The organism is Actinophytocola sp. (genome assembly GCF_045807065.1).
Lineage (GTDB): Bacteria > Actinomycetota > Actinomycetes > Mycobacteriales > Pseudonocardiaceae > Actinophytocola.
Window position 1 is genome coordinate 1 of record NZ_JBJMIE010000109.1, and the last position, 11,531, is coordinate 11,531.

The following is an 11,531-nucleotide window of genomic DNA, read 5'->3' on the forward strand; positions in this document are numbered from 1 at the left end:
CTCCGCATCATCAGCCGACGGACACGCCACCCGCACAATGTCACACCCCGCCGCAGTCAACTCCGCGATCTGCTGCAACGTCGCATTCACATCCGCGGTCACCGTCGTCGTCATCGACTGCACCGACACCGGGAACCCACTACCGACACCGACCCTGCCGACCATCAACTGCCTGGTCTTACGCCGCTCCGCCAACACAGGGGGAGGCGTGGCCGGCATGCCCAGCATCACTTCGCTCATACCGACAAGGCTACCGACCAACTTGTGACCGGCTCGACAGGCGGGTGTGACCTGCCTGACCTGTTCAGGTGCCCTTACTGCCCTATTCGGATGGGATTCACGATGTCGGCGGTCACGGTGAGCAACACCACTGCTCCACCGATGAAGATCACGACCATCGTGACCGCGGACAGCTTGGTGTAGTCGACCGGACCACCGGCCGGCTTGCCGCGCAGCCCGCGGACCCAGTCGCGGATCTTCTCGTAGAACAGGATCGCGATGTGCCCGCCGTCCAGCGGCAGCAGCGGCAGCAGGTTGAACACGCCGACGAAGAAGTTCAGCGTCGCGAGCAGCAGCAGGAACAGCTCCCACACGCCCTGCTCGACCGCGTCACCGCCGATGATGCTCGCGCCGACCACGCTGACCGGGGTGTCCGGGTCGCGCTCGCCGCCGCCGATGGCCTGGATGACCTTCGGGATCTTCTGCGGGAAGGCGATGAGGCCCTGCCAGACGCGGACGAACATCGTGCCGGTGAAGTCGAGCGAGCCGCCGAACGCGCTGGCCGCGTTGTAGTGGTAGATCGGGGTGCTGGTCACGCCGATCGCACCGACAGTGACGAGCTTGTTGTCGGACGCGCCGATCTTCGAGTCCGGCGCCAGGCGCTTCACGGTCGGGATGTCGATGGTGACGGTGCGCTCGGCGCCGTCGCGCAGAACCACGAACTCGTGCTCGCCGCGCAGCTTCTGCACCCGGCTCACCACGTCCGACCAGGTCGGGGTGGCCTTGCCGTCGATGCTGATGATCTGGTCGCCCGAGCGCAGGCCGGCGTCGCGGGCGGGGGCGGGGTCCCTCGGGCCGCAGTCCGCGTACTCGCCGGTCTTGGGGTCCTGGGTCGAGGCCGCGCAGTCCGTACCACTGATGACCGGCGTGCCGGCCACGTTCGGCAGGCCCATCGTCGCGGCCATCAGGTACAGGATGATGAACCCGAGGATGAAGTGCGTCACCGAGCCGGCGACCATCACCACGAAGCGCTTCCACGTCGGGAAGCGCCACATCGCCCGGGGCGCCTCCTCGGGGGTCACCTCGTCGAGCGCGGTCATGCCGGCGATGTCGCAGAAGCCGCCGGCGGGGATGGCCTTGAGCCCGTACTCCGTCTCACCTCGCCGGAACGACCAGATCTTCGGGCCGAAGCCGATGAAGTAGCGGCGGACCTTCATGCCGAAGGCCTTGGCGGCGACCATGTGCCCGGCCTCGTGCAGTGCCACGGACGCGCAGATACCCAGCGCGAACAGCACGACCCCCAGCAACCACGCGAGCACTCTTGTCAGTCCCTTCCTGTGGCGAGCAGCTCGCGGGCGTGGGCACGGGCCCACTCCTCCGCCGCGAGCACCTCCTCGACGCTGTCCGGCTCGTGTCGCCAGTCATGCGCGTCGTCGAGGACGCGTTGGACAGTGTCCACGATCGCGGTGAAGGCAGTGTGTCCTTCCGCGAAGGCGGTGACTGCCTCCTCGTTCGCGGCGTTGTAGATGGCGGGCAGGCACCCGCCCGCCGTGCCGGCCGCGCGGGCGAGTCGTACGGCCGGGAACGTGTCGTCGTCGAGCGGCTCGAACGTCCACGCGGCCGGCTCGGCGAAGGTCGACGGGCGCGCCGCGCCGGGCACCCGGTCCGGCCAGCCGAGCGCCAGCGAGATCGGCAGCCGCATGTCCGGCGGGCTGGCCTGCGCGAGCGTCGAGCCGTCCGTGAACGTCACCATCGAGTGAATGATCGACTGCGGGTGCACGACCACGTCGATGCGGTCGTACGGGATCCCGAACAGCAGGTGTGCCTCGATCAGCTCGAGCCCCTTGTTGACCAGCGTGGCCGAGTTGATCGTGATGACCGGGCCCATGTCCCAGGTCGGGTGGGCCATCGCGGCCTTAACACCGACGTCGGCGAGGTCCTCGCGGCGGCGGCCGCGGAACGGGCCGCCGGACGCGGTCAGCACGAGCCGCGCGACCTCGTCCGGGTGACCCCCGCGCAGGCACTGCGCGATCGCGGAGTGTTCGGAGTCGACGGGCACGATCTGGCCCGGCTTGGCGGCCTTGAGCACCAACGGGCCGCCGGCGACCAGCGACTCCTTGTTGGCCAGCGCGAGCGTGGCGCCGGTGCCGAGTCCCGCGAGCGTCGGTGCCAGGCCCCGGGAGCCGGTGATGGCGTTCAGGACCACGTCCGCCGGGGTCTCGGCGATGAGCCTGGTCACCGCGTCGGGGCCGGCGAAGACGCGGGGCAGGACGAACTCGCCCCGGTCGTAGCCGCGCCGCTGCGCCTCGGCGTACAGCGCGAGCTGCACGTCCTCCGCGGCGGTCGCCCTGGACACCGCGACGGCGCGGACGTGGTGGGTGAGTGCCTGGGCAGCGAGCGCGGCGGGGTCGGCGCCCCCGGCGGCCACGCCGACGACGTCGAACCGGTCGGGGTTGGCCGCGACGACGTCCAGTGCCTGGACGCCGACCGAGCCCGTTGAGCCCAATACGAGCACGGTGCGTGTGGTCATCGGGGGACATTCTTCCCGAGTGCCCTCGGCCGCGCCGGTCCGGGGCGTGTGGGAGCATGAGCCCGAGCTTGAGTGTTGAGGAGGGGACGTGGCAGGCGGAGCGCTGGAGAAGCGGCCGAGGAACGCGGTCGACCCGCACGAGGAGCCGTCCGTGGAGTGGGGCTGGCACGGCCGCTTCCCCCGCGGGCGTGAGATCGGCGGCTGGATCACCGTGATCACCTTCGTCGCCATGGCCTTCATCGGCAACCACATCGCCCAGACCGAGCGGCTGTACCTGCTCGGCATCAGCCTGCTGCTGATCATCGTGCTCATCGGCACGCGCGTCCGCCAGCGCACCTCCTGGCGTCGTTGACCAACCGCTGACTCGGCGGCGGGAGTACACACCCGCCGCCCGGGTTCGACTTCCCCGCTCGCTCGCCGGCCGCATCCGCGTCGCCGGCTTTTGGCGTTCCTTCTTTTCTTCGCAGAAGCAACCGCGGTCGGTACGGCTCCACCTTCCGCGACGCTCGTCGTCGAGGCCTAGCAACAATTTCTACCACATGGTAGAAATCTCAATGGGAGCGCTTCCATGCGGTCCACGGTTCAGGGGAGAAAGATCGCCATGAGCACCATTTCCGTGCAGCTCTACTCCGTCCGAGAAGCCTTCGCCGCCGACCCGGCCGACACGCTCGCGCGCCTCGCGCGCATCGGCTTCACGCAGGTCGAGCCGTACGGGCTCGCCGAGAACGCCGACGTCCTGCGCACCGCGCTCGCCGACCACGGGCTGACCGCGCCCACCGCGCACGCCAAGCTGATCGGGGTCGACCAGGAGGAGGTCTTCGCCGCGGCGTCGGCCTGCGGGGTCGGCGTCGTGATCGACCCCTTCACCCCGCCCGAGCAGTGGGCGAGCGAGGCGGACATCGCCGCGACCGCGGCCGCCCTCAACGACGCCGCCAAGAAGGCCGCGGGCCACGGCATCACGGTGGGCTACCACAACCACTGGTGGGAGCTGTCGAACGCGATCGGCGGGCGCAGTGCGTTGGAGGTGTTCGTGGACCAGCTCGACCCGGAGCTGGTGGTCGAGGTCGACACGTACTGGGCGGCGGCGGGCGGGGCCGACGCGCCGGCCCTGCTCGGCCGGCTGGGCACGCGGGTGCACGCGCTGCACATCAAGGACGGCGACCTCGCCAGGGACGCGTCCGGACAGGTGCCGGCCGGACAGGGCCGGGTGCCGGTCGCCGAGGTGCTCGCCGCCGCGCCGGCCGCCTTGCGGGTCGTCGAGTTCGACGCGTACGACGGCGACATCTTCGACGGACTGGCCGCGAGCTACGCCTACCTCACGGGTCCGCGGCGATGAGCGCGGGGCCGGTCGGCGTCGGCGTGATCGGCGCCGGCGTCATCAGCGACGAGTACCTGCGCAACCTCACCGCGTTCCCGGACGTGCGGGTCCTGCGGGTCGCCGACCTGGACCTGGCGCGGGCGGCCGCGCAGGCGGCGAAGTACGACGTGCCCGCGGCGGGCACCGTCGCCGAGCTGCTCGCCGACGACCAGGTCGAGCTGGTGGTCAACCTGACCATCCCGGCCGCACACGTCGAGGTCGGGGTCGCGGCACTGGACGCCGGCAAGCACGTGTGGGCGGAGAAGCCGCTCGCGCTGGACCGGGAGTCCGGCCGCAAGCTCCTCTGCAGCGCGGCGGAGAAGGGCCTGCGGGTCGCGAGCGCACCGGACACCGTGCTCGGCCCCGGCCTGCAGACCGCGCGGCGGGCGATCGACGAGGGCCGGATCGGCGAGCCGCGGACCGCGCTGGCGATCTTCCAGACGCCCGGCCCGGAGAGCTGGCACCCCGCGCCGGAGTTCCTGTTCCAGGCCGGCGGCGGCCCGTTGCTGGACATGGGGCCGTACTACCTCACGGCGCTCGTGCAGCTGCTGGGCCCCATCCGCCGCGTCACCGGTGCCGGCGGCCGCGCGCGCGACACCCGCGTCATCGGCTCGGGTCCGCGTGCCGGCACCGAGTTCCCGGTGACGGTGCCGACCACGGTCACCGCGCTGATCGACTTCCAGCGGAGCGGGTCGGCGCAGCTGGTGCTGAGCTTCGACTCGGCGCTGCAGCGCGTGCTGCTGGAGCTGACGGGCACCCTCGGCGCGGCGGTCCTGCCCGACCCGAACGGGTTCGACGGTCGGACGCTGGTGCACCCGCTCGGGTCCGATGAGCTGGTCGAGGTGCCGGCGGAGGGCCACACGTCCACGCGGGGCACCGGCGTGCTGGAGCTGGCACGCGCCATCCGGGCCGGCGTGCCGGAGCGGGCCTCGGGTGAGCTGGCCTACCACGTCCTGGACGCGATGCTGGCCATCGACGATTCGCTCACCTCGGGCGAACCGGTGCTGGTGGACAGCACGGTCGCGGTGCCGCCGCCGCTGCCGGCTGCCTTCGACCCGTACGCCAGGACGCTCTAGAGGGGTTCGATCAGCACGCTGTCGAGGTACTGGCGCAACGCCCCGACGACGTCCACCTCGTCGGGGCTCGTCAGCCACTGGATCTGGAGGCCGTCCGACAGGGCCATGTAGTTCAGCGCGGCGAGGTTCGGGTCGACGCCGGGGCGCAGCTCGCCGCGTTCGGCCAGGACGCGGAACGACACGGACGCGGAGCGCCGGGCGATCCGGTAGTGGCGCACGAAGTAGTCGTGCGCGGGGTGGTCGGGCGTGACCGCCTCGGCCGCGAGCCGCGAGTACAGCTCGACGATCCCGGGGTGGGCGACGTTGTACTCGGCGCGCGCGATCCAGTGCTTGAGCACCTCGCGGCCGGCCGGGGCGTTGAGCCGTTCGCGTACCGCGTCCTCGGCGTCCCGGCGCTCCAGGACGGCCGCGAGCAGGGCCTCCTTGGTGGGGAAGTAGTAGAGGAGGCCGGCGTGCGTGATGCCGGCACGCTTGGCCACCTCCCGCAACGACGACCCGTGGTACCCGGCCTCACCGTAAACGGCGACCGCCGCTGCGAGGATGTCCTCCCGGCGGATCCGGCCCTTGGGGTAGCCCCTGTCGACGGCTCGCACGAGCCAACCATATGCGGCGATTGGTGACGCCGTCCCGGTCCGGGTAGCGTCAGCCGCGATGAGCATTGTGAGCAGGGGTTTTCACGGCCGCCGCGAACCGGCCGCCGCTGAGCTGCCGCCAGGGCAGTACCTGACGCGGGACTTCCCGGTCCTGCAGGCCGGGCCGACACCCAGGATCGACCTCGACCGCTGGCGCTTCACGATCAGCAACGAGGTCAACGAGAAGTACACCTGGACGTGGCAGGAACTGTTGGCCCTGCCGAGTGAACGCCCGACGGTCGACATCCACTGCGTGACGAGGTGGTCGAAGCTCGCCACCCGGTGGCAGGGCGTCTCGCTGGACACGCTCTTCGCCGACGTCGAGACCGCCGCGGACTACGCGTACGTCCGCTCGTACGGCGGCTACACGACGAACCTGCCGCTGGAGGACCTGCTCGACGGCAAGGCGTGGATCGCGTACCGCTTCGAGGGTGAGGAGCTGTCCGGCGAACACGGCGGTCCCGCGCGGCTGCTGGTGCCGCACCTGTACTTCTGGAAATCAGCCAAGTGGGTGACGGGCATCGACCTGCGCAACGACGACGAGCCGGGCTTCTGGGAGTCGCTGGGCTACCACAACTACGGCGACCCGTGGCGCGAGCAGCGTTACACCGATGACTGAGACCGCGGTCCGGCGCCGCCGCAGCCCGTGGCTGGCGGCGAGTGTGCGGTCGGTGCGGTCGGAGACGGCGTTCGCGCGGACGATCGTGCTGGAGGTGCCCGGCTGGCCGGGCCACGAGGCGGGCCAGCACGTGGACGTCAGGCTGACCGCCGCTGACGGTTACAGCGCGCAACGCAGCTACTCGTTGGCAGCACCCCCGTCCGGGTCACTGATCGAACTGACCGTGCAACGCGTACCGGACGGCGAGGTGTCCCCGTACCTGGTGGACGAGCTGCTGCCGACCGACGAGCTGGAGGTCCGCGGCCCGATCGGCGGCTGGTTCACCTGGCACACAACGGATCCCGAGCCGGTGCTGCTGGTCGCGGGCGGCGCGGGCATCGTCCCCCTGATGGCGATGATCCGCGCCCGGTCGCTGTCCGGCAGTGCGGCGCCGTTCACGCTCGTGTACTCGACCCGCGGCCCGGCGGATGTGTTCTACTCGACGGAGCTGTCGTCGTCGGACCTGCCGGTGCACCTCGTCTACACCCGGTCCGCCGGCCCGTCCCGCCCGGCGGGCAGGATCACGGCGCAGGACCTGCCGCCATCCGCCGACGCGCGCGTTTATGTCTGCGGTCCAACGGGTTTCGTCGAGTCGGTGGCGGAGCTGTTGCTGGCCCGCGGCCAGGCCCCGGCGAGCATCCGCACCGAACGCTTCGGCCCAACCGGAGGATGAGATGCACATAGACGGCAACGGCGCGGCCGGCGTGTTCGCCGAGGCACTGGGCATGGACATCACGACCGCGGTGGTCACCTGCGCCGGCTGTGGCAGAGGTGCGCCGTTCGCGGAGACGCACGTGTATGACCACGGCCCGGGTGTGGTGGCCCGCTGCTCCGGCTGCGAGTCGGTCGTCGCCCGCCTGGTCCGCACCCCGACCGACGCCTGGTTGGACCTCCGCGGCGCCCGCTCGGTCCGCATCCCGTTGGGCCAACAACTGTCTCACTGACGCCGCCCAGCCTTCGACGGTGCCGGATCCCGCATGCGGCAGACCGTGGGCGAATCGGCTGACCAGGAGCGCGATCTTGAGCGCGGGCGGTAATGTCGTGGCCGTGGGTGGTGCCACGACGTCGGGGAGCGACCGGGCCGAGCAATATTGATCCGGACTGGCCCTTATGGGGAGTTGCTGAGGATGGGGGTAACCAGTGCCGCACACTGACAACGCGGACGGCGGAACGCAGTCGGGCTCATCACTTTCAGGCGCTGTGCTAGCCGTCGCCGTCGCCGTCATCGCGGTGTGGCTCGGGTTTCTCATTTGGCTCGTCGTCGACGCCGACGCCGACGAGGTCACCTGGTCACGCTTGCTCGTCGTGCTGGGGTCGGTGGAGGCCGTCGCATTTGCCGCCGTCGGCGCGTTGTTCGGCACAACGGTGCAGAGGCAACGGGTAGCGGACCTGAAAACGCGGACGGATGCCGCCGAGTTACGCGCGGATGCCAACCAGACAGCGGCCATCAACGGTCACAAACTTGCGGCGGCGGTCAAGGCAATCTGTGGTCCCGGAGCTGACGGAACGACGGAGCGGCTTTCGGCCGACGACCGACCCCGCCGCGATGCTCTGCTCGATCTGGCCAACCGGCTCTTCGCGGACTAGGCGTCGCCGTGGACGCGATTGGCAGGCTGGTACGCGACGGGATCGCCGTCGGGACCGCATTCATCGTCACCGCCGATGGGCTCGCCGCCACCGCCGCTCATGTGATTGGGAATCACCCGGACGCCAGCTGGACTTTCGAGCCACTCACCATGTCCGGCCTTTCGCTGCCGGTCGACACCTCGTTTCCCTCGGATCTCGCCGCCGACCTGGCGCTCGTCCAGATCGGCGAGGCTGACGGTTGGCAGCCGATGACGCTCGCCTCGCATATGAACGCCACGCCGGGGGAACCGGTCCACCTGCGCGGTTTCACCGCCTCACGCGACTACGACTCCGGAGTCGGCAGCTATGTCGGCGAAACGGCGGACAACGGCCGGGTATGGGTGAAGGTGAGCTGCCAGCACGCCCAACCCGGCATGAGCGGCGCACCTGTACTGCTGACCGGAACCGGCTGTGTCATCGGCATCGTCTCGGCGCGTCTCAACGCCGAACGCTGGAATCGTGACACCGTGCTGCTCGCACGAGCCGCGGATCTCGTCGCGCTCGCCCCAGAGCGTCTCCGCCTCGACGAACCGATCCACCGTTTCGTGGACGGGACCTTGCGACTGTCGTGGGTGCGAGGGAACACGACCGAGCTGATCCTGGAGACAGACGACTTCAACGTGTCGTTCGGCCGCGGTTCAGCCAACCGCGTGTACCTGTCGGACCATCGCGACAGCCGCTTCCACGGCCACCTGACCCTGGTTGGCACCACACTCATCTACCAGCACCTGGGCACTCACGCCGCAATCCTGACCGGCGCCACACGACAGCTGAAGATCACGAAGGGTGGCTCCTGCCCGGTCGGCGACAAGGATCGCCTGATAGTCGCGAGCGGAACAGTGCTGGTGGAGTTCTCCGCGCCTGATCTCTTCGACCCGAACGCGGGACCAACGGCGTCGGCCGACGAGGAGGAGTCAAGAGTTGGACACTGACCTGACCGCCGACGAGCCCTACGAGCCTCCCCAACGGTTGGCGGGCGCGCCCGCGGCTGTCGGCGAGGTGCTGGCCGGTCGCTGGTCGGTGTCGGAGATCCGTCGAGGCGGGCAGGCATGGGTGCTCATAGCCGAGGACATCGAGCGAGGAGAACGTCGCGCGATCAAGGTTCCGCTTTCCGATGCACACACCGGCGACACCGAGCTTGCGATGCTGTTGGGCCTCGAACCGCATCCTCACATCGTCACCACACTCGACGTGGTCGAGTTCGACGGCCGGCAAGGAGTCGTGTTCGAGTACCTTCCCTCGACGCTGGCCGATCTGCTGAGGCGGCAACACGAGGTCGGGTCGTTGCCGAGCCACCTGGCCGTAGCCCTACAGCAGGTGTGCGACGGCATGGCTCAGCTGTCCGAGGACACCGAGCTTGCCCACCTCGATCTCAAACCGTCGAACGTGCTCGTCGACGACGCCGGTCGCGCCAAGGTCGCCGACTTCGGCCTGGCCCACCACGTCCGGATCCGAGAGGGACGCTTTCCCTCGGCCCGGGGAGCTACCTGGGCGTATGCCGCGCCCGAGGTGCTTCGGGGGAAGCCGTGCGACATACGGGCCGACATCTTCTCCTTCGGGGTGCTTCTCTACCAGGCATGCACGGGAAACCTCCCTTACCCGTTCCCGCTGGCAGCAGAACCAGACGCTCAGCGCGCACAGCTCCTCGATTACTACGCTTCTTCTGGTCCGACGCGTCGTACCGAGGAGTTGTACTACTGGGGCCAGTTCCCCGCTCCGACTCAGATCCCGGTCACACCGCCCGACGAAGGCATCAGCATTGTGCTGTCCAGTTGCCTACTGGAATTCATGGACGAGCGTCCTCGGTCGTTCCGAGAGCTTGCCACCATGCTCGCCAGGGGTCTGCGGCGGCCGCCAGTACACGCCGCCGCCACTCCGCTGTCCGAGAACGACCAGCGGCATCGAGAGCTCGCGTTGGCACAGGTACTGATCCGGCTCAGCCGTTTCGACGAGGCGGTGAACCGGCTGAACCGGCTGCTGGCGAAGCCGCTGCCCCGAGAACTCTTCGCGGCGGCGCGTCAGGCAGCCCAGCACGCACTGACAGGTGCGGGGCGGCACGCTGACGCGGCCGCTCTCCCGGATTGGCGGTGATCTCCATGCGGCGACTCGAACTGCCGGAGCAGTGGGAACGTGTTCCGGAGCTACGGCAGAGGGTGGAAGACCTTCTGAAGAGTGGTCGACGCCGCACCGCCCTGGACGAGGTGCTGCGCCATCTGCGCCACGACCCCGAAAGCACCGACGCCTTGGTCCTGGCCCTCACGTTCTTGGGGCAGAGCCGCACGGAGACCCTCGAATCTGTCGAACCGATGCCAGACGTCCAAAGATGGTGTGCGCTGCTGGCGCCGATCATGACGGAATGCACGGCCTGCCATGTCGCCTGGTACTCGAATCACGTGCTCCTGCGCCATGGTGGCATCACCGACATGGCCATGGCCAACCCTGTCGGCCTGCAGTGCCAGGACTGCCGGTACACGCTGTGCAGGGACTGCTTGGCTCGAGGGCGGGCGCAGTCGCATGCCGTGCCCGTCGACATGGTGGAGTTCGCGGACCAACCCTGCCCGGCATCCGGCTGTAACGGCACGCTGACCACGCCGGTGTTCCCTACCGGATGCCACGACGTGACGCCGATGGATCCCAACGAGATCGAGGGCGTCATCGTCGCGCGGGACGGCCTCATCCCTCCGACGATGGACGAAGCTCTCGTTCCCGTCACCAAGTTTCTCCCGCTCATCGCCGACGATGCGCCCCTCATCCACATTCGCCGGTCCATTCCTGGCCTGATGAGCGACGAATCCACCCGTGAGGAGCTCGCGCGGTCTCTCGTCCTCGAGATGGAGCGCGAAATGGCGATTACGTCTGCGGCTTGGGCGCGCTCAGAACGGATGTTCATTCGCGCGGGCACCGCGAACGACACGGACTACCTGATCATCGTCGTGCGAAAAGACGAACACCACCCGTCGCCTCGCCGTGGTACCCGTGTGCTGACGTACACCTACCTCGTGCAAGTCCTCCCGAGGAGAGGAACCTGGGGCACGCTCCGCGACCCGCACTCCGGCGATTTCCGCGAGGGCACCTTCGGTGCCGTTGCCGTACCGGAGGGCACGTTGGCCGACATCGCCCAGAAAATCATCGGGCAATCCACCATGGACCTCAAACATCGTGTCTTGTTCTTCGAAGGGGACCGCACAAAGGACGAAAAGCTTTCCTTTGCCGACGTGTATGGCGTCGTCACCCAAGGCAGCGACATCGTTTCTCCCTATTCGGATGATTCCGCCTGAACCGCCCAACGCCTCGGCGCTCCTAGAGCTGTCCAACCAGACGTTGCCGAACTTCGGCACCGCGGTGGTCCTGCCGGGTCACCCTGCACATCCGCGCCCGCCATGCTCGGGAGGCCCGGCTTTGGGGGGTACATGCGCCGGCGAACTGCCGCCAC

At 69.1% G+C, this 11,531-nt stretch carries 14 protein-coding genes; 10 read left to right on the plus strand and 4 right to left on the minus strand.

All coding sequences use genetic code 11. The features are described from left to right. The 3 genes from ACJ73U_RS06415 to dxr all read right to left on the minus strand — a co-directional run. The coding region (locus ACJ73U_RS06415) for a flavodoxin-dependent (E)-4-hydroxy-3-methylbut-2-enyl-diphosphate synthase (protein ID WP_407776594.1) at positions 1 to 240 on the minus strand (240 nt) is incomplete at its 3' end. A gap of 74 nt (positions 241 to 314) precedes the next feature. After that, positions 315 to 1,538, minus strand: coding sequence for a M50 family metallopeptidase (locus ACJ73U_RS06420; RefSeq protein ID WP_407776595.1), 1,224 nt, complete (start codon positions 1,536 to 1,538; stop codon positions 315 to 317). Between the two features lie 5 nt (positions 1,539 to 1,543). After that, a complete protein-coding gene (dxr, locus tag ACJ73U_RS06425) occupies positions 1,544 to 2,749 on the minus strand; it encodes a 1-deoxy-D-xylulose-5-phosphate reductoisomerase (RefSeq protein WP_407776596.1) in 1,206 nt (401 codons plus the stop codon). 88 nt (positions 2,750 to 2,837) lie between these two features. On the opposite strand from dxr, the gene ACJ73U_RS06430 reads away from it, so the two are divergent. The 3 genes from ACJ73U_RS06430 (at position 2,838) to ACJ73U_RS06440 (ending at position 5,182) form a co-directional block, all read left to right on the plus strand. After that, entirely contained in the window at positions 2,838 to 3,101 is a 264-nt protein-coding gene (locus tag ACJ73U_RS06430) for a DUF2631 domain-containing protein (protein ID WP_407776597.1), read from the plus strand. Between the two features lie 249 nt (positions 3,102 to 3,350). Then, a complete protein-coding gene (locus tag ACJ73U_RS06435; RefSeq protein WP_407776598.1) occupies positions 3,351 to 4,085 on the plus strand; it encodes a sugar phosphate isomerase/epimerase family protein in 735 nt (244 codons plus the stop codon). Then, on the plus strand, positions 4,082 to 5,182 hold the full coding sequence (locus tag ACJ73U_RS06440) for a Gfo/Idh/MocA family protein (RefSeq protein WP_407776599.1): 1,101 nt from the start codon (positions 4,082 to 4,084) through the stop codon (positions 5,180 to 5,182). The genes ACJ73U_RS06435 and ACJ73U_RS06440 overlap by 4 nt, the downstream gene beginning before the upstream one ends. On the opposite strand, the gene ACJ73U_RS06445 is transcribed toward ACJ73U_RS06440, so the two are convergent. Next, positions 5,179 to 5,775 (minus strand): TetR/AcrR family transcriptional regulator, encoded by a 597-nt coding sequence (locus ACJ73U_RS06445; RefSeq protein WP_407776600.1) that lies wholly within the window; start codon positions 5,773 to 5,775, stop codon positions 5,179 to 5,181. The two genes, ACJ73U_RS06440 and ACJ73U_RS06445, sit on opposite strands and share 4 nt — an antisense overlap. 58 nt (positions 5,776 to 5,833) lie before the next feature. Here ACJ73U_RS06445 and ACJ73U_RS06450 point away from each other — a divergent pair, with 58 nt between their 5' ends. The 7 genes from ACJ73U_RS06450 (at position 5,834) to ACJ73U_RS06480 (ending at position 11,376) form a co-directional block, all read left to right on the plus strand. Continuing rightward, positions 5,834 to 6,433: a sulfite oxidase-like oxidoreductase gene (locus ACJ73U_RS06450; RefSeq protein WP_407776601.1), complete on the plus strand. Its 600-nt coding sequence runs from the start codon at positions 5,834 to 5,836 to the stop codon at positions 6,431 to 6,433. Then, positions 6,426 to 7,145 (plus strand): ferredoxin reductase, encoded by a 720-nt coding sequence (locus tag ACJ73U_RS06455; protein WP_407776602.1) that lies wholly within the window; start codon positions 6,426 to 6,428, stop codon positions 7,143 to 7,145. The genes ACJ73U_RS06450 and ACJ73U_RS06455 overlap by 8 nt, the downstream gene beginning before the upstream one ends. A gap of 1 nt (position 7,146) precedes the next feature. Further along, positions 7,147 to 7,416: a DUF6510 family protein gene (locus ACJ73U_RS06460; protein WP_407776603.1), complete on the plus strand. Its 270-nt coding sequence runs from the start codon at positions 7,147 to 7,149 to the stop codon at positions 7,414 to 7,416. Between the two features lie 256 nt (positions 7,417 to 7,672). Beyond that, the gene (locus tag ACJ73U_RS06465; RefSeq protein WP_407776604.1) at positions 7,673 to 8,059 is read left to right on the plus strand and encodes a hypothetical protein; all 387 of its coding nucleotides are present in this window, start codon (positions 7,673 to 7,675) and stop codon (positions 8,057 to 8,059) included. Between the two features lie 8 nt (positions 8,060 to 8,067). After that, positions 8,068 to 9,030 (plus strand): serine protease, encoded by a 963-nt coding sequence (locus ACJ73U_RS06470; protein ID WP_407776605.1) that lies wholly within the window; start codon positions 8,068 to 8,070, stop codon positions 9,028 to 9,030. Further along, the gene (locus ACJ73U_RS06475; RefSeq protein WP_407776606.1) at positions 9,020 to 10,189 is read left to right on the plus strand and encodes a serine/threonine-protein kinase; all 1,170 of its coding nucleotides are present in this window, start codon (positions 9,020 to 9,022) and stop codon (positions 10,187 to 10,189) included. The genes ACJ73U_RS06470 and ACJ73U_RS06475 overlap by 11 nt, the downstream gene beginning before the upstream one ends. A 5-nt stretch (positions 10,190 to 10,194) precedes the next feature. Then, positions 10,195 to 11,376, plus strand: coding sequence for a hypothetical protein (locus ACJ73U_RS06480; protein WP_407776607.1), 1,182 nt, complete (start codon positions 10,195 to 10,197; stop codon positions 11,374 to 11,376). Positions 11,377 to 11,531: the final 155 nt, after the last annotated feature.

What these genes read in the sequence shown, in the direction of transcription:
- dxr (WP_407776596.1), bottom strand. Translation starts at nt 2,749, where the DNA reads ATGACCACACGCACCGTGCTCGTATTGGGCTCAACGGGCTCGGTCGGC.
- ACJ73U_RS06435 (WP_407776598.1), top strand. Translation starts at nt 3,351, where the DNA reads ATGAGCACCATTTCCGTGCAGCTCTACTCCGTCCGAGAAGCCTTCGCC.
- ACJ73U_RS06440 (WP_407776599.1), top strand. Translation starts at nt 4,082, where the DNA reads ATGAGCGCGGGGCCGGTCGGCGTCGGCGTGATCGGCGCCGGCGTCATC.
- ACJ73U_RS06450 (WP_407776601.1), top strand. Translation starts at nt 5,834, where the DNA reads ATGAGCATTGTGAGCAGGGGTTTTCACGGCCGCCGCGAACCGGCCGCC.
- ACJ73U_RS06455 (WP_407776602.1), top strand. Translation starts at nt 6,426, where the DNA reads ATGACTGAGACCGCGGTCCGGCGCCGCCGCAGCCCGTGGCTGGCGGCG.
- ACJ73U_RS06460 (WP_407776603.1), top strand. Translation starts at nt 7,147, where the DNA reads ATGCACATAGACGGCAACGGCGCGGCCGGCGTGTTCGCCGAGGCACTG.
- ACJ73U_RS06480 (WP_407776607.1), top strand. Translation starts at nt 10,195, where the DNA reads ATGCGGCGACTCGAACTGCCGGAGCAGTGGGAACGTGTTCCGGAGCTA.